Origin of the sequence: Lampropedia aestuarii, from assembly GCF_004803635.1 — a bacterium.
Classification (GTDB): domain Bacteria; phylum Pseudomonadota; class Gammaproteobacteria; order Burkholderiales; family Burkholderiaceae_C; genus Lampropedia; species Lampropedia aestuarii.
The window spans coordinates 15,354-38,669 of sequence record NZ_SSWX01000018.1 but is presented as its reverse complement, the minus strand read 5'-3'; the positions used below and the strand labels follow the sequence as shown (position 1 = coordinate 38,669).

The 23,316-nt window shown below is 56.9% G+C and carries 19 protein-coding genes; 10 read left to right on the top strand and 9 right to left on the bottom strand.

Annotated elements, in window-relative coordinates; translation table 11 throughout:
* Positions 1-274 precede the first annotated feature (274 nt).
* The 3 genes from E8K88_RS13300 to lplT all read right to left on the bottom strand — a co-directional run bounded on the left by E8K88_RS13300 (position 275) and on the right by lplT (position 3,463).
* On the bottom strand, positions 275-1,060 hold the full coding sequence (locus tag E8K88_RS13300) for a tetratricopeptide repeat protein (RefSeq protein ID WP_136407168.1): 786 nt from the start codon (positions 1,058-1,060) through the stop codon (positions 275-277).
* 274 nt (positions 1,061-1,334) lie between these two features.
* Entirely contained in the window at positions 1,335-2,102 is a 768-nt protein-coding gene (locus E8K88_RS13295; protein WP_136407167.1) for a nucleotidyltransferase family protein, read from the bottom strand.
* A 50-nt stretch (positions 2,103-2,152) separates the two neighbouring features.
* Positions 2,153-3,463 carry a lysophospholipid transporter LplT gene (gene lplT / locus E8K88_RS13290; RefSeq protein ID WP_136407166.1) on the bottom strand — a complete coding sequence of 437 codons (1,311 nt, stop codon included), beginning with the start codon at positions 3,461-3,463 and terminating at the stop codon, positions 2,153-2,155.
* Between the two features lie 101 nt (positions 3,464-3,564).
* Here lplT and alr point away from each other — a divergent pair, with 101 nt between their 5' ends.
* The 3 genes from alr (at position 3,565) to E8K88_RS13275 (ending at position 7,646) form a co-directional block, all read left to right on the top strand.
* Complete coding sequence (gene alr / locus E8K88_RS13285; RefSeq protein ID WP_136407165.1) at positions 3,565-4,686, top strand: alanine racemase; 1,122 nt, start codon at positions 3,565-3,567, stop codon at positions 4,684-4,686.
* 92 nt (positions 4,687-4,778) lie between these two features.
* A complete protein-coding gene (locus E8K88_RS13280; protein ID WP_136407164.1) occupies positions 4,779-5,804 on the top strand; it encodes a microcin C ABC transporter permease YejB in 1,026 nt (341 codons plus the stop codon).
* Positions 5,805-6,107: 303 nt separating this feature from the next.
* Positions 6,108-7,646: a phospholipase D family protein gene (locus E8K88_RS13275; RefSeq protein WP_136407207.1), complete on the top strand. Its 1,539-nt coding sequence runs from the start codon at positions 6,108-6,110 to the stop codon at positions 7,644-7,646.
* Between the two features lie 65 nt (positions 7,647-7,711).
* Here E8K88_RS13275 and E8K88_RS13270 read toward each other — a convergent pair whose 3' ends face one another.
* Complete coding sequence (locus E8K88_RS13270; protein WP_136407163.1) at positions 7,712-8,737, bottom strand: phytanoyl-CoA dioxygenase family protein; 1,026 nt, start codon at positions 8,735-8,737, stop codon at positions 7,712-7,714.
* A 461-nt stretch (positions 8,738-9,198) separates the two neighbouring features.
* Complete coding sequence (locus E8K88_RS13265) at positions 9,199-10,752, bottom strand: leucyl aminopeptidase (protein ID WP_136407162.1); 1,554 nt, start codon at positions 10,750-10,752, stop codon at positions 9,199-9,201.
* A gap of 59 nt (positions 10,753-10,811) precedes the next feature.
* Between E8K88_RS13265 and lptF the strand changes: the two genes are divergently transcribed.
* Entirely contained in the window at positions 10,812-11,915 is a 1,104-nt protein-coding gene (gene lptF / locus E8K88_RS13260; protein ID WP_136407161.1) for an LPS export ABC transporter permease LptF, read from the top strand.
* Positions 11,912-13,057 carry an LPS export ABC transporter permease LptG gene (gene lptG / locus E8K88_RS13255; protein ID WP_136407160.1) on the top strand — a complete coding sequence of 382 codons (1,146 nt, stop codon included), beginning with the start codon at positions 11,912-11,914 and terminating at the stop codon, positions 13,055-13,057. Before lptF ends, lptG begins: the two co-directional genes overlap by 4 nt.
* A gap of 182 nt (positions 13,058-13,239) precedes the next feature.
* Here the strand turns inward: lptG and E8K88_RS13250 are convergent, their stop codons facing one another.
* Positions 13,240-13,440, bottom strand: a complete 201-nt coding sequence (locus E8K88_RS13250) for a heavy-metal-associated domain-containing protein (RefSeq protein WP_136407159.1) — start codon at positions 13,438-13,440, stop codon at positions 13,240-13,242.
* A gap of 378 nt (positions 13,441-13,818) precedes the next feature.
* Here E8K88_RS13250 and yihA point away from each other — a divergent pair, with 378 nt between their 5' ends.
* Entirely contained in the window at positions 13,819-14,559 is a 741-nt protein-coding gene (yihA, locus tag E8K88_RS13245; RefSeq protein WP_136407158.1) for a ribosome biogenesis GTP-binding protein YihA/YsxC, read from the top strand.
* Positions 14,560-14,610: 51 nt separating this feature from the next.
* Positions 14,611-15,672, top strand: a complete 1,062-nt coding sequence (locus E8K88_RS13240; RefSeq protein ID WP_136407157.1) for a hypothetical protein — start codon at positions 14,611-14,613, stop codon at positions 15,670-15,672.
* Positions 15,673-15,754: 82 nt separating this feature from the next.
* Here the strand turns inward: E8K88_RS13240 and ppk2 are convergent, their stop codons facing one another.
* From ppk2 to E8K88_RS13225, 3 genes are all read right to left on the bottom strand, one after another.
* On the bottom strand, positions 15,755-16,699 hold the full coding sequence (gene ppk2, locus E8K88_RS13235) for a polyphosphate kinase 2 (protein WP_136407156.1): 945 nt from the start codon (positions 16,697-16,699) through the stop codon (positions 15,755-15,757).
* A 177-nt stretch (positions 16,700-16,876) separates the two neighbouring features.
* Positions 16,877-18,205: an ammonium transporter gene (locus tag E8K88_RS13230; protein WP_136407155.1), complete on the bottom strand. Its 1,329-nt coding sequence runs from the start codon at positions 18,203-18,205 to the stop codon at positions 16,877-16,879.
* A gap of 55 nt (positions 18,206-18,260) precedes the next feature.
* Positions 18,261-18,599 carry a P-II family nitrogen regulator gene (locus E8K88_RS13225; protein WP_136407154.1) on the bottom strand — a complete coding sequence of 113 codons (339 nt, stop codon included), beginning with the start codon at positions 18,597-18,599 and terminating at the stop codon, positions 18,261-18,263.
* 669 nt (positions 18,600-19,268) lie between these two features.
* Between E8K88_RS13225 and E8K88_RS13220 the strand changes: the two genes are divergently transcribed.
* The 3 genes from E8K88_RS13220 to E8K88_RS13210 all read left to right on the top strand — a co-directional run bounded on the left by E8K88_RS13220 (position 19,269) and on the right by E8K88_RS13210 (position 23,225).
* Positions 19,269-20,888: a YifB family Mg chelatase-like AAA ATPase gene (locus tag E8K88_RS13220; RefSeq protein ID WP_136407153.1), complete on the top strand. Its 1,620-nt coding sequence runs from the start codon at positions 19,269-19,271 to the stop codon at positions 20,886-20,888.
* A 309-nt stretch (positions 20,889-21,197) separates the two neighbouring features.
* The gene (locus tag E8K88_RS13215; RefSeq protein WP_136407152.1) at positions 21,198-21,905 is read left to right on the top strand and encodes a GNAT family N-acetyltransferase; all 708 of its coding nucleotides are present in this window, start codon (positions 21,198-21,200) and stop codon (positions 21,903-21,905) included.
* A 453-nt stretch (positions 21,906-22,358) separates the two neighbouring features.
* Positions 22,359-23,225, top strand: a complete 867-nt coding sequence (locus E8K88_RS13210; protein WP_136407151.1) for an HlyC/CorC family transporter — start codon at positions 22,359-22,361, stop codon at positions 23,223-23,225.
* The last annotated feature ends 91 nt before the right edge of the window (positions 23,226-23,316 follow it).

Sequence of the window (23,316 nt, the reverse complement as noted above, 5' to 3'; positions counted from 1 at the left end):
GAGGATGCACTTGGCAATGCGTATAAGAGCACGCGCAACTGACAAAAACAACAAAAAATTACATTATTGCGGAGGGCAGTCAGGCCGCTAGCAAGGCCGTCGCCCTTCAACTGCAAGCCCCGGCAGTTTGGCACGTGGGAAGCAGGAGCAATGCACCGTGTGCACTTGGTGTGTGCCATGCACTGGCCCAAGTTGGCACTTTGGCAATGGCAAGGCCCTGTTGCAACAGGGCCTTGGGGTGCAGTGAGCGGTGCGTGATGACCGCGGGTACGCATTAATCTAGGCGCGGGTCTTTGTCTTCTCGCAGCTCCATAGGCAGCGGGATCTGGCGGTCACGCGGCGTTGTGGGGGCGGCCGGTTTAAGCGGCTGCTTGGGTTCTGGCTCTGCTTCAGGTTTTTTCGGTGGTGCGAGGCTGAGTAAACGGGCAATTGCCGCATCAATCAGCTCGGGTGGCGTGCCTTTGAGTTTGCCGCCAAACTCGAGCAGCCATTCTTGCGCCTCGGGAATATCGCCTGACTGCGACAGCACATCGACCATCAGATCCAGTACCGCATCGACGCGGGGGAAGTTGCGCAAATCCAGCAGGCGCGCATCGGTTTGTGGCAATTTTTCATACAGCGCACGCAGAATTTGCACATGCTCAAACGCCTGCTCATAGGCCGACTGGTCGCGCAGCGCGCAGGCAAAATACAAATGCATCGAGGCCACGCTCAAGCCGGGGGTGTCCAAGCTTTCTTCATGGGCTTTGATGGCGTTCTCAAACGCATTCGTGCCTTGTTGCAGGTTGCCTGCCAAAGTGGCTGAAGTCACTACATTGAACCAATCGCTGACGCTTTGTGTGCGCGATGCCAGCTCTTTGAAGATTGGCCAGGCTTGGGCGTAGTGCTGTTGGTGGAAATACACCAAGCCCAGAAAACGTTGGCCGTTGATGGCCACGTCTTCAATGTGGGAGGTGCTCAGTTGCTGGGCCAAGCGTTCGGCGGTTTGGTATTGGCCTTGGCGCAGTGCGTCGTTGGTTTGCTCCAGCTGCTGGTATTGCTCTTCCTCGGACAGGAGCAAAAGTGGCTGATGGGCAGAATGTTCTTTTTGCCAAAGCTTTTTGATGCGATCCCACATTGGTCAGTGGCCTTTTCTTTCGGAGACGGCGTCTATTGTGACAACAAATATTTGAATTAAGCAGCAGCCAAGCGTCGCAAAGCGTATGGTGTCTGCTGTACTGCAGTCAAAGTATGCCTGTAATACTAATCGAATGTGACGAATTTAGGGCGATTTAAGCCATTTTGGGTGTTTTAGAAGTTACGAAATGCCAGTAATGGCCTGGCTGTACGCGGATTCATACCCTGTTGAGCGCCGCCAAACGTTCGGGGGTGCCCACATCGGTCCAGGGGCCTGTGTAGATGCTGGCGCTGACCCGGCCAAGGGCCGCGGCTTTGAACAGCAGGGGGCCAAGTGCTGCAGGCAGACCGGTCGGATTGCCAGGTGGAAGATCACACCAAGGCGCTGCAAACAAGCTGTGTTTGAGCAGCGCAATCGTGCTGTAGGTATAGCTGAGCCCAGGGCGCTTTGCGCTACTGGCCGAGTTGGCGCAGGCCGGATTTTTGGCTGCTGTCGGATAGGCCAGGCCGTCTTGAATCGTGAAATCACCAGCCTGGTTGTGGGCAGGATTGGGCACCAGCCACAAATGGGCCAGCGCATGGGAGGCGGCAAAACGCGCCCGTTCGCCATCGTCGAATGCAAACTCAGGCACAAACACATCGCCTGCGACCAGCCAGAAGCTCTCGCACAGCAGCGGCAGCGCCCGGCTGATGCCGCCTGCCGTCTCAATGCCGCCGCCAAAATCCAGGTCTTCACGTGAATACTGCAGCGTCAAGGCGCCTGCGGCATGGGCTGCACTGGCAGGCAGCGTGTAGTGATGGCCTAAGGCGGCAGGAATCTGGGCGCCCAACCAACCGGTGTTGATGACTACCTGCGACAAACCAGCCCGCGCCAAGGCCTGCAAATGCCACTCCAGCAAGGCTTTGCCTTGCACTTGTAGCAGCGGTTTGGGCGTGTGGTCAGTCAACGGGCGCATGCGCTCGCCGCGGCCCGCAGCGAGGACCATGGCTTGCGCAAATAATGGCGTGGCGTGCATGAGTAGGTTGCGCAGTGAAGTCAGTCTTGGCGGTGGTGGTCTTGCTCAATGGCTTCCAAATCGCGTGCGATTGCCTCGCCGTGGGTGCGCAGATTGTGGCGGTGCCACAGCATGATCAGCAAGGTGATCGAACACACCATGATGCCAAATGCGGACATGGCGGTTTTTGCCCCCAGTCCCAGTTTGGTGGCCCATACATACAATAAACCCAAGAACAGGATACAGGCTTGCTCATTGAAGTTTTGTACTGCAATCGAGCGGCCTGCGCCCATCAGCGTGTGACCGCGGTGTTGCAGCAGCGCATTCATCGGCACGACCAGATAGCCTCCCAGCAAGCCCACCGCCACGAAGATTGGTACAGCCCAAAAGAGGCTATTGACCCAGTGCATCAAGACCACTACCGCCCCCATCAAGGCACCAACCCACAGCACCGAGGCCGCACGTTCGAGGCGCACAACAACAGTCGCGATGACAGCGCCGATAGCTGTGCCAATGGCCACTACGCCTAATAAGGACGAGGATTGGGTGGTATTGAGTCCAAGTACCACGGCGCTCCAGGCCAGAACGATGTAGCGCAAATTGCCAGAGGCGCCCCAGAACAAGGTCGTGGTGGACAAGGCGATTTGGCCCAGTTTGTCTCGCCACAGGCAGCTGTTGGCAGTGACAAAATCATCCAATAAGGCTTTGCAAGAACCTAGTGGGCCTAAGTTTGTGCCTTTCCACATTGGACGCAGCGGCACCACGGTGCGGGGGATAAAAATATTGATGATGGCCGCCAGAGCGTAAACCACCACAATCACCCCCAGCGCTGCGTGTACCGGGGAGTGGAGTGCGTGGTGCAGGCCGGGGATGGACAAGGCGAGCAGGTTGTCGTAGAACGCATCGCTGACCAGCAGGCCGCCGAGAACCACGCCCAAGATGATTGAGGAGATCGTCAAGCCCTCAATCCAGCCATTGGCTTTGACCAGCAGCGACGGCGGCAGCAGCTCGGTCAGGATGCCGTATTTGGCTGGCGAGTATGCCGCTGCGCCCAAACCGACAATTGCGTAGGACAGCAAAGGGTGCGAGCCATAGAGCATCATCAAGCAACCGACGACTTTGATCGAGTTGCTCAAAAACATCACCCGCCCTTTGGGATAGGCATCGGCAAAGGCGCCCACAAAGGGGGCAAGCAACACATAAAACAGCGCGAACATGGGCACCAAACCCGCACTCTGCCATTCCGGCGCGGCACTGCGGCGCAGCAGCTCCACCGCAACCACGAACAGGGCGTTGTCTGCCAGTGAGCTGAAAAACTGGGCAGACATGATGGTGGAGAAGCCGGGTTTCATGAGACGCTTGGGTGTGGGAGCTAAATCAAAGCACATCGTTATAACATGAGCCTGTTACGGAGTGAGACAATAAGCCGTTTAATTACCTACGAGTGCCAGCCATGCCCCGTCCTATTCATGCTGTGATCCATTCTGATGCGCTGCGCCACAATATGGCGGTTGTGCGCGCGCGCGCGCAAGATGCCAATCTCTGGGCCGTAGTCAAAGCCAATGCTTATGGGCATGGTATTGAGCATGTGTTCGAGGCATTTCGAGCCGCCGATGGCTTTGCGCTGCTGGACTTGCAAGAGGCAGAGCGGGTGCGGCAGCTGGGGTGGCGTGGGCCGATCCTGCTGCTGGAAGGCGTGTTTGAATTGCGCGATCTGGAATTGTGTTCACGTCTGGGGTTGTGGCATGTGGTGCATAACGAAGCGCAAATCGACATGTTGGCAGCCCACAAAACCCATACGCCACACCGGGTGTTTCTCAAACTCAACAGCGGCATGAACCGCCTGGGCTTCAAGCCACAAAGCTATCGCGCGGCTTGGGCCAGACTCAATGCGCTGCCGCAGGTCGAGGAAATCTCGCTGATCACGCACTTCAGTGATGCGGATGGCGAGCAGGGCATTGCCAGGCAGCTGGCGGTATTCCAGGCAGCTGTCGAAGGTCTGCCGGGAGAGCGCAGCATCTGCAACAGTGCTGCAACATTGCGCTTTGCCAGCGGCGATGCGCAGGCCCGGCAAGATTGGGTGCGCGGTGGGATTGCCTTGTATGGCAGCTCCCCGGACTACCCCAGCACCAGCAGCGCCGGCTGGGATTTGCAGCCTGCGATGAGCTTGCGCACCGCCATTATTGGTATGCAGCAACTGCAAGTGGGCGACACGGTTGGCTATGGCTCGCGTTTTGTGGCGCCCGTGCCTATGACGATTGGCATTGCCGCCTGTGGCTACGCCGATGGCTATCCGCGCATTTGCGACACCGGCACGCCGATCCTGGTCGATGGGGTACGCACCCGCACAATCGGCCGCGTCAGCATGGACATGCTGGCGCTGGATTTGACGCCTTTGTTGGCGCAAGGCCGCGCAGCGGGCTTGGGCAGCGAGGTGACCTTATGGGGCAAGGCTTCGGCGGCCCATGGTGCTACGGTATTGCCGATTGATGAAGTGGCGGCATGCGCGCAGACGGTTGGTTACGAGCTGATGTGCGCAGTGGCGCCGCGGGTGGCCATGCAGCTCGAAGCCTGATGCGCCTCGCGCTTGCCACCATGCCTGCCGCATGAATAAATGCGCTAAGCTTGGCGAGATGCCATTTTTTTGCAGATCTACGGAGTGCGGCCATGTTTGGATACATCCTCAAACGCTTGCTGTTGATGATTCCTACCCTGTTCGGGGTGCTCTTGTTGACCTTTGTGATCGTGCAGTTCGTGCCAGGCGGGCCGGTTGAGCAGTTTTTGGCTGAAGCGCGCGCGGGCGCAGGTGGGATTGAGGGGGGCGGCATCAGCTACCGCGGCAGCGAAGGCATGGATGCCAAGCGCCTGGATGAAATCAAGGCGTTGTATGGTTTTGACAAACCTGCCGATGAGCGTTTCTTTCAAATGCTGGGCCAGTTTGCCCGCTTTGACTTGGGGCGCAGCTTCATGCACAACAAGGATGTTTGGCAGCTTATTAAAGAAAAACTGCCCGTCTCTATCAGCCTCGGTTTATGGACCTTTTTCATCAGCTACTTGATTGCCGTGCCTTTGGGCATTGCCAAAGCCGTGCGGGCAGGCAGCCGGTTTGACTTTGTCACGACGCTGCTGGTGTTGGTCGGTTACGCCGTGCCTGGCTTTGTGCTTGGCGTGGTGTTGCTGGTGGTGTTTGGCGGCCAGCTTGAGTGGTTCCCGCTGCGTGGCCTCACCTCTTCTGGCTGGGAGGAAATGAACTGGGCGCAGCGTGTGCTCGATTATTTGTGGCACATCGTGCTGCCGGTGACTGCGATGGTGGCTGGCAGTTTTGCTGTGACTACGCTGTTGACCAAGAACGCGGTGCTGGAAGAAATCCGCAAGCAATATGTGCTGACCGCCAGAGCCAAGGGCCTCAGCGAGCGCCAAGTGCTTTGGGGCCATGTGTTTCGCAATGCCTTGATTCCCATCGTCACAGGGTTTCCTGCTGCTTTCATTGGGGCATTTTTTGCAGGCTCCTTGCTGATTGAAACCTTGTTCACACTGGATGGCCTTGGCTTGCTGGGCTATGAGAGTATTATTCGTCGCGACTATCCGGTGGTGCTGGGCACGCTCTATCTGTTTACCTTGATTGGTTTGTTTGCCAAGTTGCTCAGTGACCTGTGTTATGTGTGGGTTGATCCGCGCGTCAAGTTCGAGTGAGGGCTGCTGCGGGCGCCATTTCTGGCCATCAGATTCATTCAAACTATGCTAAGAATTGACAGGGCGCTGCATCACATGCAGGCCTGCGGCGATCGGGGGGCTGTGCGTGGCAGCAGCGAGCAGCTGTTGGTGCCTAGGAGCGCTTTGCAAAACGTTTTGTTGCGGCCGCACGGTCTCGATCGAGCCACTTGTGTGACTTTGTCGTCCTTAAGGGCGGCTACGGCCTGCGCAAGAGGTCTTGCAGCGCATCGCAAACCCGCACTTCTTTCTGCAGCAAGGGTTTTGCAGATTTTCTCTAGGCTGATGCGCTGGTTGGCGCTGTGTCTCCTGGCCTGGGGTTTGCTGGGCTGCTCGCTGCCTTCCTTGGAGTCGCGCAGCCAGAGTGTCGCATTGAGTGCTGCGCACAGCCAGCAGACTGTGTTGGGGCAGGCCGTTGCACACAGTATGCAGCTGCATCCAGGTTTGGCCGGCTTGTATTTGTTGACAGACCCGCATGAAGCTTTTGCCGCTCGGATTGAGTTGAGCCAACAAGCCGAACAGACGCTGGACATCCAGTACTACATTTGGCGCGGAGATATCACGGGGCAGCTGATGTTGGATGCCTTAAAGGACGCCGCTGACAGGGGAGTGCGGGTGCGTTTATTGCTCGATGACCTGGGGGTGTCGCAGTTGGATGATGAGCTGTACTTGCTCGATACCCATCCCAATATCGAGGTTCGTTTTTTTAATCCGTTTGTGTTTCGTGCGTTCAAACCGCTGGGGTTTGTGACGGATTTCTCACGTGCCAATCGGCGCATGCACAACAAGAGCTTCACTGCTGACAATGCGGTCACCGTGATTGGTGGGCGCAATGTGGGCGATGAGTATTTTGGCGCCACAGATGGTGTCTTGTTTGCGGATTTGGATGTGCTGGTGCTCGGGCCTGTGGTGCAGGACGTCTCGGACTCGTTCGATGCTTACTGGGCCAGTGCGTCGTCTTATCCGGTTGCGCTGATAGTCAAGCCCCCTAGCAAACGGCAATTGAGCCAATTGGATGCGCGCGCTAGAAAGGTCGAACGCTCGCCTGAGGCGGCGATATACAAAGACGTGGTCAGCGATGCCTCGGTGGTGAATCGGATGCTGGCGCAGAGCTTACCCATGCATTGGGCGGCCACTAAGCTGGTGGTCGATGATCCTGCCAAAGGCTTGGGGGAGGCGGCCAAAACCGAGCTGATCACCCACCACATCATGCGCATGATGGGCCAACCCACCAAGAGCATGGACCTGGTGTCGCCCTATTTTGTGCCAACGGATCTTGGCGTGGATTATTTTGTCGATTTGGCTGCGCAAGGCGTGGAAATTCGAATTTTGACGAACTCCTTGGTCGCCACTGATGTGTTGCCCGTGCACTCGGGTTACGCACGCCACCGCAAGCGCTTGCTGGGGGCTGGTATCGAGCTGTTTGAGCTCAAGCCCGACCTGGAGGTGGCCAATGGTTTTGCAGCACAGCACAGCTTTATGGGCAGCTCGGGCTCAAGTCTGCACGCCAAGACTTTTGCGATTGATGCGGAACGTTTGTTTATTGGCTCGTTCAATTTCGATCCGCGCTCGGCCATGCTCAATACCGAAATGGGGTTTGTGATTGACAGTCCCGAACTGGTAGCGGGCATGAACCAGCTGTTTCTCAAACAAATTCCAGAGCGCAGCTGGGTGTTGAGCCTGTCTGAAGACCAGGGGCAGCTGCAATGGCTGGATCTCTCCCAGCAGCCCAAGATGGTGCTGACCACTGAGCCCATGACTACGTGGCAGCAACGCTTGGCAGTGCAATTGTTGAGCTGGCTGCCCATTGACTGGTTGCTGTAAAACCCCGTAGCTTGTGGCACATGCCAGGCCAAGGATGGCGCGCAAACGCAGCCATCAATGGCGCATTACCGGTTGGGGTAATACAGCGTACTGGTAAAGCCGCCAGGCACAACTTCGCGTTTTTGGCGCTCTTGCGGGTTTTTAAAGCGCATATAGTAAGGCTCGCTGGAAGCGGGCGAGAAATGCGTCACCAGGCTGCGGCGTGTCAGGCTAGGGTCCACAATTTGACTGCCGCCATGGGCCAAATCGGCGGACCAGATCAGTACATCGCCTTTTTTCGGCAGGAAGTGCTCCAGCGGCAAGCCTCTTTCCTGTGAAACTTTATGCAGGTACTCCAAGTGGCCCATGTGCTGTTCATGGGCATCACGCTCATGGTTGTAGTGCTTGTATTTTTCGCTGTAGACCCAGTCAGGGTTGCGGTGGCTGCCGACGTAGTACATCAGCTCGCCCGAGCCTGGTTGCACATCTTCAAGGGCCAGCCACGAGGCGCACACATGCAAGGGGTTCTCAGACACCACATAGGCGGTGTCTTGGTGCACGGCCTGGGTCGAGCCCCGTTCAAAATGCAGGCCTTGGAATGCCCAGATATCGTCTTCAAATACAGCTCTGAGAAAACGCGTGACCTTGTCGTTGAAGATCATCGGGATGGCCGAGTCAATGTACTGGTAGGTATCGAGGATTTTTGACAGGGGCGTGAGAATATCGGCTTCGTGCAGTGGGATCACATCCTTGTCTTGCGGGCCTACCACCGGCACGCTGACTTTGATCGGACTGTTGCCGGAGTCGATTTGCGCTTGCAATTCGGCGCGGTAGCGGTCAATTTGTTCGTGGCTGACAGCGCCAGGCAAAATCACAAAGCCGTTTTGCATGAACGAGCGAATCAGCGCTTCTTGCTCAGCCACATCGGGATCGGTTTTGAGTTTTTCTGCCAGTACCTGCTCGGCATCCAAGCGGTCTACCCACAAGCCACCAAAGCGGCTGTGGAATTTGGCGTTCGGGTCGTTGCGTGTCAGCAGCGGGCCTGCAGCTGGGGCTGCTGGTTTGGATGCGGCCGATTGGCCAAATAATTTATTGAATAGCGTATTGAGCATGGTCTTAAATGAATCAAAGCAGCCAAATCACCAAGCCAATTCAGGCCCAGGGCGAAGTGGTAGGCTGGCTGTAAAAATGGTTATCAATCACCTATTCTAGGGGTTGCAGCACCTCTGGCGTGCCAGTTCGGTGCAATCTTGGAATGCTTTACCCAACTCTTTGCTGTGGCTTGAGTTCCGTCTCAGGCAATCGGCTGCGCAAGTCCTGTTCGTCCATGGCGACCGCTTTGGGTGAACAAGGTGCCTGGCGACCCATTCTGACACCGCAGGCATTGCAGCAACGCGGGTTTTGCAGAGTTTCTCAAGTGTGATCAGGCCTGCCAGTTACAGGTAGGCCTGTTACCTCTTGAGCGCTGTCGTTCAGCACGGTCAGTAGCTGCGCTGGTGGCGCATCACCGTGTGCATTGCGCGACTGCGTGGAGATGATAGACAAGCTCTAAGACCGTAAACACGTTCTAAGATTAGTCTGCTGTTGGGGCGGCTGGCTTGGCTTTAGGACTGCGGCTTTTTTTCGCAGGCGCTGCAGCAGGCTGGGCCTGGCCCAAAATGAACTGGGTCAGCAAACCAACGGGGCGGCCTGTTGCGCCTTTGCTTGCACCACTTTTCCAGGCGGTGCCGGCAATGTCCAAATGCGCCCAAGGCCAGCTGCCGACAAATTTCTGCAGGAATTTCGCTGCTGTGACCGCACCGGCTTCACGGCCTGCGACGTTGGCCATGTCGGCAAAATTGGTTTTCAGGCCGCTGCTGTAATCGTCGTCCAGCGGCAGGCGCCAGCTCAAATCGTGGGCCTGCTCACCAGCAGTCAACAGGGCATTGGCCAGGCTGTCATCACTGGCGAACAAGCCACTGCGCACGCCGCCAAGGGCGATGACGCAAGCGCCTGTCAGCGTCGCAACGTCAATCACGGCTTGGGGTTTGAAGCGGTCGGCATAGCTCAGGGCATCGCACAAAATCAGGCGGCCTTCAGCGTCGGTATTGAGAATCTCAATGGTTTGGCCACTCATGCTGGTGACAACATCTCCAGGCTTGATGGACTTGCCGCCTGGCATGTTCTCAGTGGCAGGGATCAAACCCACGACATTGATATGGGGTTGCAAGTGGGCCAGGGCTTGGAATACGCCCAGTACGCTGGCTGCGCCGCACATGTCGTACTTCATCTCGTCCATGCCTGCTGCGGGCTTGATTGAAATACCGCCGGTGTCAAACGTCACGCCTTTGCCTACCAGTACGATCGGTGCTTCGGACTTGGCCGTACCTTGGTAGTGCAGCTCAATGAATTGCGCAGGCTGCGCCGAGCCCTGGGCCACGGCCAGGAAGGCGCCCATTTTGAGTTTTTCAATCTCTTTGGGGCCATGCACCTTGACGCTGATGTTTTTGGCCTTGCCCAGTCCTTTGGCCACTTCTGCCAAATGGCTCGGGGTCGCATGGTTGGCGGGCAAGTTACCCAGTTCCTTGGCCAGCGCGACACCAGCTGCAATGCCCAGTGAGCGTTCAAAGACGGCTTGGGCGTCGGCTTTGCTGGGCACACCCACGGTCAGTTTGCTCAAGCTCAGGGGCTTTTCGCTGGGTTTGGTGCGGGTGTAGCGGTAGCTGATATCGGCCAGGCCCAGCACCAAGGCCTGGATGGCGGCATCGTCCAGCGCTGCATGCGTGCTCAGCACACAGGCTTTGTGGGTGTCGCTGTGTCGCAATGCAGTGCTGACACTGCCCAGCGCTGTGCGAATATCGCTGGCACTGCCATCGCCTGCAGCAACGAGTAGCACGCGGCGGGCAGCAACTTGTGCGACACTGTAGAGCCATAAATGATTTCCGGCTTTAGACAGCTCAAGGTCTTTGGCGCTGAGGGCTTGCTCAATGGTGGTCTGCAGACCTGTTGCCGCGGCACTGGCTGCGCCTTTAGGGAGTTTGCCGTCTTTGCTAGGGGCTGTGCCCGCCAGCAGTACCACGAGTACATCGACTTTTTCCTGGCCTGCTGATTGCAAATTCAGGCTTTTGAGCTCAAACGTTGTTGACATGATGTGCATTCCTTCGGTCAATACGGTCTACAAATAGAACAATTGATTCATCCAAACCTATGTTGTTTGATTCTGCTTTGCGCAAGGATTTATCCCGCAGCTTACTGGCCACTTTGACGGTGTTGCTGACGGTGGTCGTCACACTGATGCTGATTCGTACGCTGGGCCAAGCCAGCAAAGGTTCGGTCAGTCCATCTGACATTATGCTGGTAATGGCCTATACCGTTTTGGGCTATATGCCCATTGTGCTGAGTTTGAGCCTGTTTGTCGCCATTATTGGCACTTTGGCGCGCATGTACCAAGACAGTGAGATGGTGATATGGTTTGCCAGTGGCTTGGGCCTGGCACATATTTTGCCGACTCTGATGCGCTTTGCCTGGCCTTTGATTGTGGCGATTGCGGGCTTGGCTTTGTTTGGCTGGCCTTGGTCGCAAGAGCAAATTCTGGATTTGCGCAACCAGTTCCAGCAACGCAGCGATATTGACCGGATTGCGCCCGGTGAATTCCAAATCTCCTCCAGCGGTGACAGCGTGTTCTTTGTGGACCGTGACAGCAGCTCGCTGGAGCAGGCCAAGCAAATCTTTTTTGCACGCAGCAAGAATGAAGAGAACTCGGTCACTGTCTCGAAGGAGGCCAGTCTGATCCAACAGGATGGACAAACCTGGGTTCAGCTCGAGTCAGGTCAGCGCGTGCAGCAAACCTACGGAGCCAAACCAGTCATCCGTGTGATGGAGTTTGAACGCTATGAAACCCTACTGAGCCGTAATCCTGTGGCTTCTGTGCAAGCGACGGTGCGCACTATGCCTTCGCTGGAGTTGTTCGAGCAGCGCAGCGATTCGGCCAATGATTCAGAGCTGGCCTGGCGCATCGGCCTGGTGTTGGCAGCCATCAACTATGTGGTCTTGGCGCTGGCCTTGACCAGCGGCAATCCGCGCTCGGGCCGCATGACCCACATCATCACCGCCTTGCTGGTGTTCATCGTGTATTTCAATTTGCTCTCACTGGGTGAGAGTTGGGTGGGCAACGGTGTGCTCAGCGGCGGCGCCTGGCTGTTGATCCTGCATGGCGGCGTGTTTGCGGTGGGCATGTCCTGGCTGTGGATGCGTAATGCGCAACGGTCTTTCAAGGACTTGTGGACCAAACGTGGGGAGGCACGCGCATGAAAGTAGTGACTCGCATGTTGCAAACGGAAATACTTGCTGCCGTTGCACTCACCACCACCGCTTTTTTGGCCTTGCTGGTGTTTTTTGATTTGATCAGCGAGACCCGCTTTGTCAGCCGTGCTGGCTCGGACAGCTACGGTTTAAGCGATGCACTGACGCATTTGGCCTTTTCCGTGCCATCGCATATTTATGAGCTGCTGCCGATTTGCGCATTGATTGGTACGGTCTTTGTCATGGCGCGCTATGCCAAGACATCGCAATTCACGATCTTGCGAACTGCGGGTTTAGGGCCAGGACGTGCGCTGGGTATTTTGCTGTCCATTGGCGCATTCTTTACCATCGTGACCTTTGTGATGGGCGATTATGTGGCGCCCTGGGCGGAGCGCTCAGCCCAGTTGCTGCGTGCGCAGCACATGGGCGGGCAAATCATTGCCGGTGGTGGAGCGGGTGCGTGGCTGCGTGAAAAACAAGGTGATAGCTCGGTCATTGTCAGTGTTGCTGCGCTGCAAACCGATGGCGAGGTCGTTGGCGTGCGTATTTTTGAATATGGCAGCGATGGCCGTTTGAAGCGGCAGATACGGGCTGGCAGCGCGCAGGTGGAGTCCGGCGAGTGGGTCTTGAGTCAGGCCACAGAAGAGGTGTTGCCGGTCTCCAGTGCCGAGCCTGTCATGCAGCCCGACGGCAGCTTGATTGGACCGATTGATTCGATGCGTGTCACGCAGTTGCCAGAGATGCGTTGGCAAACTGCGATCAACCCTGAAATGATCAACGCTGCGATTCTCAAACCCGATGGCATGTCGACCTTGCAACTGGCCAACTACGTCACGCATTTGAAGGCCAATGACCAATCTTCGCAGCGTTTTGAGCTGGAGCTGTGGAAGAAGGTGTTCTACCCGCTAGGCTGTCTGGTCATGATGGTCTTGGCCCTGCCTTTTGCGTATTTGCATTTTCGCTCAGGCGGCATCATGGGTTATGTGTTTGTAGGCATTTTGGTGGGGATCAGCTATTTGCTGATGAACAACGTGCTCGGTTATGTGGGCAATCTTCGTGGCTGGCCGCCTTTGCTGGCTGCTGCCACACCTGCGATTCTTTATACGGTATTCGCACTGGGGGTGTTCACCCACATGGTCAGGCAGCGCTAGGCCAGCTCTGCAAAGATCCCTGTGGGTGCCGGGTGATTGCACGTGATTTACTGGCGCAAGTTGCGCATGGCGCTAGCCACGGCTGCAAGCGTTTTATGGCGGGCTGCCATGCTTGGTGCGTGCATGAAAAGCAGCCTGCTGCCTTGAAAGCACCAGGCTGCATGCCGGCAGTGTCCCTGCCTTTATGGCGAGCTGACTTTGTAGCCAGCCTCTTCAATCGCGGCCACCAGAGCAGAGCGCGGTAGCTTGCTATTGATACTGACCAAACCGGAAGGCAGATCCACTTGAATGCCCGCGGTGTTATCGGTCTTCAAAATGGCCGTTTGCACGGCGTTGACGCAATGGCTGCAGGTCATGCCGCTGACTTTGAATGTTTGGTTCATAAACTGTCCTTTCTGGCAATGCATGCCGGGGTACGCTGCCAACGCTTGCTCATCTCGATCGGTGCGCGCAAGCGTCCACATGCGATACCTGCTTTTGGAGTGCTCTCATCGCCTTAGCAAGGGCTGCCTAAGGTCTGGCTGGTTTGCGCACCGTCGACTCATTCTGCCAATCATAGGCTTAGATGGGGGTGGCCGCTATTGAATCAAGCAGTTTATGTAGTGCGGGGACGCGGCGCATGCGGTTAGTACCGATGCCCGATGCGTGATCGTGCACGCAGGCGCTAAAAAGGCATCTGGTCAGTGCCCATTGTGCGATTCATGCTTGGCGCGAATGGCTTGTGCTTTGAGCGAGGCAAAATGCAGTGCATACTGCGGGATATGACAGTTTCTTCAGTTTCTTCTCCAGATCCGCTTGAAGCCAAAAAAGCTTTGGGCTGGTGGCACACTGCCCGTTTTCGGACCACCGCTGCGCAATTGGATCAGGTCCCCGCGATTCATTTGCCTGAAGTGGCATTTGTCGGGCGCTCCAATGCGGGCAAATCGACTTGTATCAATACCCTGACACAGCAGCGCCAGTTGGCTTTTGCCTCCAAAACGCCAGGGCGTACCCAGCACATCAACTTGTTCGATTTGGGGCCTAAGGATGCGCCGCAGGCAGTTTTGGCCGATTTGCCCGGTTACGGCTACGCGGCTGTGCCTCGTCAGGACAAGCTGCGTTGGCAGCGCGTGATGGCCAATTACCTGATGAGCCGCAACAATCTGAGTGCGATTGTGCTGCTGTGTGACTCCCGCCTGGGTTTGACCGAACTGGATGAGGCCTTGCTGGAGATGATGCGCCCGCGCGTTGAAGCCGGTCTGCGTTTTCTGGTGCTACTGACCAAAGCTGACAAACTCAACCGCACCGAGCAAACCAGGGCCTTGCAAATCACACGCTTGAATGCCGGTGGCGGGCAGGTGCATTTGTTTTCTGCACTGAAAAAGCAAGGTGTTGCCGATGTGGCGTTATTGCTGCGCGATTGGTTGCTGGAAGATGCGCCGCTGTATGCAGCTCAGGAGACTGAGCCACCGTCTGGTGCAACTGGTGCAACTGGTGCAACTGGTGCAGCGGGGACAGAATAGACCGCAGCTGCGACCCAAATAACTGCCTGAATGAAGACAACAGAAGCATGTATGACTGACAACACCTCTCTTGCCGATGTGGCGCGCCGTGATGGTGGGATTTCTGTGCGTTGCGCTTACCAGAGCGTGTGGGCAGTCAGTATCTGTGTTGTCTTGATGGCTGCTGCGCATGCGCAAACTGCCCCAGCACCGAGCACACCGGTCACTACCCAGACCATGCCGCCAGTGGACACAGCGGCTCAAGGGCAAAGCGAAGAGGACGAGATCGAGCTGCTGGAGTCGGCCAGGGACTACACCTTCAAGGGTTCATACTGGTTGGCCAGAGAGGTCAATAGCTGGTTTGGTGATGCGCCATTTGAACGGCATGGCCGAGTCTCTGGCTATGTCCGTGTCAACGGTTTGTGGGACCAGCGAGATGGCTCCAAGGCCAATGTGCGATTTCGTTTGCGGGTGAAATTGCCCAACTTGCAAAACCGGGCTTACGCCTTTGTGGGTCAAGACAACAAAGACGAGATTGTGCGTGATCAGCCAGCGGCGTTCACGCGTGAGCAAATGCTGATGCGTGAAAATGGCCGCCAGGACCAATCTTTCTTTGCTGGTTTGGGCTATGACCTCAAGGACAGTATTGATTTTCGCATCGGTTTTCGTGGTGGCTTGAATCCGTATGCACAGGCTCGCTACCGCAAGGATTGGCAGCTCTCGCCACGCGGTATTGTGTATTTTCGGGAAAGCTTGTTCTGGTCGGTCAAAGACAGCTTTGGCTCGACCACGGTAGTGGACTATGAGCACGCGCTGACATCCTCATTGATTGCCCGCTGGAGTACCGTGGGCACGATTACGCGGCACACCCATGGTTTTGAGTGGCAAAGCAGTGTTGGCTTGATCAAGGACTTTCCTGGTATTCGCACCGCAAGCATTGAGGCTCTGGTGCAAGGCAATACCGGCGAGGTCGATGTCTCCAATTACGGCGTGCGTGCGTCTTGGCGGCAACCTGTCTACAAAGAATGGATGTTTGGCAAAGTCACGCTGGGGCATTTTTGGCCTAAAGACAAACAGCTGAGCAACCGTGAACGTGCCTGGGCGCTGGGTGCAAGCGTAGAGATGCACTTCTGAGCTTTTGCGCCCTGTGATGCCGCGCGTTGTTGCATTGCACAAGTGGAATACAAGGCCCGCGCTCAGTAGCGATCAATAGCGCTTAATAGCGCTCTGGCACATACAAACTCTCTGGCACAGGGTGGCGCGCGTAGTTGCTGTTGAACACACGTGCAGGCAAAGCCACCTCAGGGTGTGCGATGGCTTCGTAGGGCAGCTGCTCCAGCAAATGCGCAATGCAGTTCAAGCGGGCGCGCTTCTTATCGACTGCCTGCACAATCCACCAAGGTGCCTCGGGAATGTGGGTGCGCTCAAGCATGACTTCCTTGGCCTTGGTGTAGTCTTCCCAGCGGCTGCGTGACTCGATATCCATCGGACTGAGCTTCCACTGCTTGAGTGGGTCATGGATGCGGGCCATGAAGCGAGCTTCCTGTTCTTCATCAGTGATTGAGAACCAGTATTTGATCAAGCGAATGCCTGAGCGCACCAGCATGCGCTCAAATTCGGGCACCGAGCGGAAGAATTCCTCATACTGGTCTTCACTGCAAAAGCCCATCACGCGCTCAACGCCTGCGCGGTTGTACCAGCTGCGGTCAAACAAGACGATTTCGCCGCCAGCAGGCAGGTGCGAGACATAGCGCTGGAAATACCACTGTGTGCGCTCGCGGTCATTGGGCGCAGGCAAGGCCGCCACTTTGCATACGCGGGGGTTTAGGCGCTGGGTGATGCGCTTGATCACACCGCCTTTGCCGGCCGAGTCGCGGCCCTCAAAAATCACCACGACTTTTTCTTTGGTGTGCTGCACCCAGTCTTGTAACTTGACCAATTCACCTTGCAAGCGCAGCAGTTCCAGAAAATAGGTCTTGCGGCTCATATCGTTGTCGTCCACGCTGTCCTTGTGGATGCCGAGTGCCTGTAGCAAGCCGGCATCGTGGAGGCGGTCATCGTCAATTTCTTGCTCCAGCTCTTCATCGTAGCTGTCAATCAGATCACGTTCGATGCTGCGCAAGATGTCTTGATGGTGGCTTGGTAAGGTGCGGTCGGTCATGGTGAACTCCTAGTGAGCAAGCACGATAGGTGTATTTGGTGACGGCTGTATGACAATGCAGAAGGCAGGCGGGCCCGCGCCCATACAAAAGTCAAAAGCCACGAGCCGCCCTGGTGGGCGGCTCGTGGGGGGAGGGCGTTGGCTGCGCCAATTGCCCTGCAATGCGTTGCGATTGAGTTAGCCGTTGTAAGCTCTTTCGCCGTGTGAGGTGATGTCCAGGCCTTCGCGCTCGGCATCGACAGTGACCCGCAAACCAACCGTGGCTTTGGCGACCATGAAGGCAATGAATGCCACTACACCCGACAGAACCATCGTCACCAAGACGCTCTTGATTTGGACCCATACTTGGCCAGCCATGGTCATGTCGTCTACACCCACACCGCCCAGCGACGGGAAGACAAACACCCCTGTCAGGACTGCGCCGAGAATCCCAGCCAAACCGTGGATGCCGAAGACGTCGAAAGAGTCGTCCACATTCAGCATGCGTTTGAGGCCACTGACACCCCAGACGCAGATCGCACCAGACAGAGCGCCAATGATGATGGCGCCAATGGGGCCCACAAAGCCAGCTGCTGGCGTGACGCCAACCAGGCCAGCGACTGCACCAGATGCACCGCCAAGCAGCGAAGGCTTGCCTTTGACCAGCGACTCGACCAGCAACCAGCCCAGTACGCCACCAGAGGTTGCGACGATGGTGTTGATGAAAGCCAAACCAGCGATGCCGTTGGCAGCACCAGCGGAGCCGGCATTAAAGCCGAACCAGCCCACCCACAGCAAACAAGCGCCAATCATGGTGAATGTCAGGTTGTGCGGAGTAAAGGCCTCTTTGCCAAAACCGGTGCGTTTGCCCAGCACATAAGCACCGACCAAACCTGCGATACCGGCATTGATGTGGATCACCGTGCCACCAGCAAAGTCCAGTGCGCCATCTTCTGCCAAAATGCCGCCGCCCCAGACCATGTGGGCCATTGGCAGGTAGCTGAAGGTGAACCAGATGATGGCAAACACCAATACGGCACTGAATTTGATACGCTCTGCCAGCGAGCCCACGACCAGCGCCACAGTAATGGCAGCAAAAGCCGCTTGGAACGAGACAAACACAAACTCAGGAATGGTGCTCAAGGCCGAGGACATCGTGTCCGGTGTAATCCCTTTGAGGAACACATAGTCGAATGTGCCGTAGATTTGACCAGCGCCGCCAAACGCCAGACTGAAGCCGTAGATCACCCACAGGAAGGTGATCAAAGAAAACACGGTGAGCACCTGCAGCAGCACCGAGACCATGTTTTTCGAGCGTGCGAGGCCGCCATAAAACAGCGCCAAACCAGGAATGCTCATCAAAATGACCAGCACGGTGGAGGTCAGCATCCAAGCGGTATCGCCAGAGTCGAGCGCGGGTGCGATTTCTTCGGCCGCAACCACGATTGGCGCTGCTTCTTGCGCTAGCGCAACAGTAGAGGCGCACAACAGGCCGAGTCCAGCAGCGGCCGCAAGTGTCTTGTTCATAGGAGATTCCTTCTGGGGAGCCTGGGGGAAGTGAGGGGTAGCGGGCGGGGTGGATTTAGATTGCGTCGCTGCCGGTCTCGCCGGTGCGTATGCGAATCACATGTTCGAGTGGTGAGACGAAAATCTTGCCGTCACCGATCTTGCCCGTGCGAGCAGCGTTCTCAATCGCCTCAATGACCTGGTCCACGGTTTCGCTGGGAACAGCCACTTCCATTTTGATTTTGGGCAGAAAATCGACCACGTATTCGGCACCACGGTAGAGCTCGGTATGCCCTTTTTGGCGTCCAAAGCCTTTGACTTCAGACACGGTGATGCCTTGCACGCCGATAGACGAGAGTGCTTCGCGCACTTCGTCAAGCTTGAATGGTTTGATGATGGCAGATACCATTTTCATGAGCACTACTCCTGTTGCTCCGCGCCAGCGCGCTGGCGGGCTGATGGATCAAAGATGGTTTGAGAAAGCTGCCTCATGTTTGCCGCGCCTACAGGACAAAAATCAGGCCTATGCGCTGTAGCAGAGCGTGCATCCGCGAGGATGTGAGGAGTAATGCACAGACCGTGCCAGCTCGGATGCCAGGCTTGGCCTTGCGCTGCCGGTTGTGAGTGCGAAAGCCGTGTTGTTTGTACGCGTTTGCGCTTTTGCAGCGCAGTCAATCCTCTGGCAGTGGCGGTGGGTGCACTCATTGAGTGCATCATTGGGGGGATTGCATCTACCGGTGCACAGCCCTACCCAAACCGGGGATTGGGTAGGGCTGTGCACTGTTTCGGGGATTGGTACTGCCCTTTTTATGCACGTGCTCGCGTGCCATCAGCGCTGCGACAGCACCACAGTGCAGCAGCCCGTTGGGGCCTCCATACCTCTGTTTGCTGTCAGTCGTTGACATTTGAGTGCCGCTATCCAGGGCGACATCGCTTATAAAAAACGCGCAACAAGCAACAAGCAACAAGCAACAAGCAACAAGCAACAAGCAACAAGCAACAAGCAACAAGCAACAAGCATGCAGTAAGCACCGTGTGCGCCGAGACAAGACATGGGCATACCAACGACGTGGGAGGTACGAATATGGGTTTGGCCCAACTGCATAGCAGGGCATTACTCGGTTTGCAGGCCCCAGACGTGACGGTCGAGGTCGATTTGGCCAATGGTCTGCCCAGCTTCAGTCTGGTGGGCCTGGCTGAGGTTGAAGTGCGTGAAGCCAAAGAACGTGTGCGCTCAGCCATTAGCAACAGTGGCCTGGAGTTTCCTAGTAATAAACGCATTACCGTCAATCTGGCGCCTGCCGATTTGCCCAAGGATTCAGGTCGGTTTGACTTGCCGATTGCGCTGGGTATTTTGGCTGCCAGTGGCCAGTTGGAATGGCGTGCGCTTGAGACGTTTGCATTTGCGGGTGAACTCTCGCTCTCAGGGGCTCTGCGCGCAGTGCGCGGCGCGCTGCCGATGGTGCTGGCCAGCCAGGCGCTGCAGGCGCAGTCCTTGGTGTTATCGGATGACTCGGCGGGCCCAACGCAGGCCGCACTCCAGTGGGTGTTGCCACCGGGCAGTGCCCAAGAAGCGGCCTTGGTGCCTGACTGTGTGGTCTATGAAGCCAAACACCTCTTGGATGTGGTGCAGTATTTCAAACAAATCCAATCGGGCACGGCTGCTACAGGCGCTGAATGCGCGCCACCAACCGGCTGGAGCCGGCTAGATGCTGCAGCACTGCATACGGCGCTGGCACAGCCGCGTTATGCCGATATGGCCGATGTCAAAGGCCAAAGTGCTGCCAGACGCGCGCTGGAGATTGCAGCGGCAGGCGGCCATCACCTGCTGATGGTGGGCTCGCCAGGGGCTGGCAAATCCATGTTGGCGCAGCGCATGGCCGGCCTATTGCCGCCGATGGGGTTGGCCGATGCCTTGCAAAGTGCTGCAGTGGCCAGTCTGAATGGCCAGTTTGATTGGCAACATTGGGGCACCAGGCCGGTGCGCAGCCCCCACCATACCGCCAGTGCAGTGGCCTTGGTGGGCGGCGCCAGTCCACCGCGCCCGGGCGAAATTTCACTGGCGCACCAAGGCATTTTGTTTTTGGATGAGTTGCCAGAATTTCCACGCATGGCTTTGGAGGCGTTGCGCGAGCCGTTGGAGACCGGCACGATTCATATTGCGCGCGCAGGCCGCTCCGCGCAGTTTCCGGCGCGTTTTCAATTGGCTGCTGCAATGAACCCATGTCCTTGTGGCTACTGGGGCTCGGCCATGCGCAAGTGCCGTTGCTCGCCCGACCAAGTGGCCCGCTACCAAGCGCGCTTGAGCGGTCCATTGCTCGATCGCATTGATTTGCATGTGGAAGTGCAGGCCATGCCCGCTGCTGAGCTGATGGCAGCTCAAGCGGGCGAGGCCAGTGCCGCCATGCAAGCACGTGTGATCGCTGCGCACAACAAGGCATTGGCACGCCAGGGTTATACCAACCAAGGTTTGCAAGGCCAGGCACTGGAGCAGTTTGCGCCGCTACAGCCATCAGCCCAAGGCCTACTGCAAAGCGCCGCAGCCAGCATGGGCTTGTCCGCACGGGCCATGCACAAGATCGTGCGGGTGGCGCGCACCATTGCCGACCTTGAGCCGATGGGGCCCGCTGATGCAGCGATTGAGTCCAACCATGTCGCCGAAGCCATTCAATATCGGCGCGCGTTACTGGGGCAGGACTTGTAAGAGCCTGCTCATCATCTCCGCGCCGTCGCGCAATGCACAAACAGGCGCATTGCGGCGTTGCCTGTTGTGTGCCGCCTCTTTTTTGTACCTTGCGCGACGGCGTGGAAATGGCGCATCGGCTCACAGGTCACCAAGGCGACAGAGGCAACCTCACAGGACATAAGGTTTTGTATTTTTTGCAGCCAAAGCGCTCCAAGATGCGCTACATTTCAGCCCCTAGGGTTTCCCCTATATTTGTGGCGTGCTAGCGGGCTTGTGGCCAGCGTCTCACGCATCTCTCGATGCCAGTTGTAGTTATTCGTGTTGTCTATGTTCGATGTCAAAACTTCCTCTTCAGCGCTACTTGAGAGTGGGGCGCATGCCCGTGAGGTGACGCAGGCATCGACAGAGCACAGTTACACGCCGATTCGCACATTGAGTGCCTCGCATCGCGGCCAGATTTTGCAGCACTTGCTGGACTTGTCTGCCCATGACCGCTACTTGCGTTTTGGTTATCCGGCCTCGGATGCACAAGTGCAGCGCTATGTCGATGGGCTGGACTTCACGCGTGATGAAGTATTTGGCATCCATGGCAGCCAGCTGGAGTTGGTTGCCGTCGCGCATTTGGCATTCGATGCTGCCGAAGACAAACCCAAAGCCGCTGAATTTGGCGTGTCAGTCTCTGGACATTGCAGGGGCCAGCGGATTGGCGCCCGTTTGTTTGAGCGCGCCGTCATGCACGCCAGCAACGAAGGCGTGCAAACCATGTACATCCATGCCCTCAGCGAGAATGTGGCGATGCTCAAAATCGCCCGCAAAGCCGGTGCCACCGTACAGCGCTGGGGCAGCGAGTCCGAAGCGTATTTGACACTGCCAGTGGCGAATCTGAACTCACGCCTGTGCGCTGTCTGGGAAGACCAGATTGGCGAGATGGACTACCGCATCAAAGCCCAGGCACACCAATTCCAGACTTTTTTGGGGCAATTGCAAACCTGGGGCACTCTGCCTGAGGCAGAGCCGCTGGAGTCGACGGAGTAAGCGAGCACAAATGGCTCCAGTGCCTGCGCCGCAAGGCCGTAAACAGGCACCTTGCACGGCCCATTTTTTGTGCCTTGCAGCTCCTTTGGGTGTTGGGGTTAAAGCCCTAAAGGCGCGCTGCTTTGTTAAAAATCCTCGCCTAGCAAGATAGCCCGGCCGCGATTTTTGCCGCGCATTGCATTCTTTGGGGCTTCAATGCGGCTGCGTCGAGATTTTGTACAGGCTCTAAGCAAGCGATGCACATCTGCCTGTAGCGGTCTGCGCGCGCTACCAGGCGATCCGCTGTGATGCCGCATGCATTTTCCCTGCAACGAGGCTGTCGCATAGCTTGCCTGCAACAGCGCCAGGCCACTGAGTGAGAGCTGGGCTGTTGTCCCGGAACGTCGCTGCTGGCTTCGAGTTCGGCTATGCTGTAGGCGTGTCTAACCACTGCCAGCAGGCCCACGGTTTGAAGTGACTACCGAACCAACCCATTCCAAGCCCTCCGATAAAGATGACAAGCGCAGCTTGCGCCAACGTCTGACTGATTTTTTACACCCGCCACCTGCCACTCCTGAGGCTTTGATTGAGATCATTGCTGCAGCGGAGGACAGCGACACCATCAAGCCTGATGTACGCATCATGCTGGAGCGGGTGATCCGCTTGGAGCAGTTAACCGCATCGGATGCGATGGTGTCAACCTCGCGCATGGACTTGTTGGATATCGATGCTGCTTACGAAGATTTGCTCGACAAAGTCATTCGCGATGCCCATTCGCGCTTTCCAGTCTATGAAGGCTCGCGTGACAACATCATTGGGGTGCTGCTGTCCAAGCACCTATTGCAACTGCAGCGCTCACCGAATTTGAATGTGCGGGCCTTGTTGCGGCCACCTTTGGTGCTGCCTGAAACCAAGCGCCTGAGCGATTTGCTGCGTGAGTTTCGCTTGCACCGCAACCACATGGCCATTCTTGTGGACGAGTTTGGTCGCACATCGGGCTTGATCACGATTGAAGATGTGCTGGAAGAAATCGTGGGTGAAATCGAGGACGAATTCGATGAACCCGAGGATGAAGGCGAGATCTACCAGCTGGCCAATGGCAGCTGGCGCGTGCGCGGTGATACGCCGATTGAGAAAGTGCAAGAGAGCTTCGAGGTTCGCCTGACCCCTGATGACTTTGACGACGACATCGAAACCATTGGCGGCCTGGTCACCCAGCAGCTCGGCCGCGTGCCGGCGCGTGGTGAAGTGCTGGAGCTTGCTGGGTTGCGCTTTGAGGTCTTGTTTGCCAAAGGCGGTGCGGTGCGTTGGTTTCGAGTTCGCCGCCAAACCAGCGAATAACTGCGCTGGTCAGAATGAAGAGCACTGGGCACTTGATGGCTGCTTGGTGATCTGTTCAATTGTTGACTGAGTGGGCAGCGCCGCCGTGGTG

Coding starts and splice junctions, on each gene's coding strand:
- E8K88_RS13220 (WP_136407153.1), top strand. CDS start 19,269: ATGGGTTTGGCCCAACTGCATAGCAGGGCATTACTCGGTTTGCAGGCC.
- E8K88_RS13275 (WP_136407207.1), top strand. CDS start 6,108: ATGCGCTGGTTGGCGCTGTGTCTCCTGGCCTGGGGTTTGCTGGGCTGC.
- yihA (WP_136407158.1), top strand. CDS start 13,819: ATGACAGTTTCTTCAGTTTCTTCTCCAGATCCGCTTGAAGCCAAAAAA.
- E8K88_RS13280 (WP_136407164.1), top strand. CDS start 4,779: ATGTTTGGATACATCCTCAAACGCTTGCTGTTGATGATTCCTACCCTG.
- E8K88_RS13270 (WP_136407163.1), bottom strand. CDS start 8,737: ATGCTCAATACGCTATTCAATAAATTATTTGGCCAATCGGCCGCATCC.
- E8K88_RS13230 (WP_136407155.1), bottom strand. CDS start 18,205: ATGAACAAGACACTTGCGGCCGCTGCTGGACTCGGCCTGTTGTGCGCC.
- E8K88_RS13265 (WP_136407162.1), bottom strand. CDS start 10,752: ATGTCAACAACGTTTGAGCTCAAAAGCCTGAATTTGCAATCAGCAGGC.
- lptG (WP_136407160.1), top strand. CDS start 11,912: ATGAAAGTAGTGACTCGCATGTTGCAAACGGAAATACTTGCTGCCGTT.
- E8K88_RS13250 (WP_136407159.1), bottom strand. CDS start 13,440: ATGAACCAAACATTCAAAGTCAGCGGCATGACCTGCAGCCATTGCGTC.
- lptF (WP_136407161.1), top strand. CDS start 10,812: ATGTTGTTTGATTCTGCTTTGCGCAAGGATTTATCCCGCAGCTTACTG.
- lplT (WP_136407166.1), bottom strand. CDS start 3,463: ATGAAACCCGGCTTCTCCACCATCATGTCTGCCCAGTTTTTCAGCTCA.
- ppk2 (WP_136407156.1), bottom strand. CDS start 16,699: ATGACCGACCGCACCTTACCAAGCCACCATCAAGACATCTTGCGCAGC.
- E8K88_RS13295 (WP_136407167.1), bottom strand. CDS start 2,102: ATGGTCCTCGCTGCGGGCCGCGGCGAGCGCATGCGCCCGTTGACTGAC.
- E8K88_RS13225 (WP_136407154.1), bottom strand. CDS start 18,599: ATGAAAATGGTATCTGCCATCATCAAACCATTCAAGCTTGACGAAGTG.
- alr (WP_136407165.1), top strand. CDS start 3,565: ATGCCCCGTCCTATTCATGCTGTGATCCATTCTGATGCGCTGCGCCAC.
- E8K88_RS13240 (WP_136407157.1), top strand. CDS start 14,611: ATGACTGACAACACCTCTCTTGCCGATGTGGCGCGCCGTGATGGTGGG.
- E8K88_RS13215 (WP_136407152.1), top strand. CDS start 21,198: ATGTTCGATGTCAAAACTTCCTCTTCAGCGCTACTTGAGAGTGGGGCG.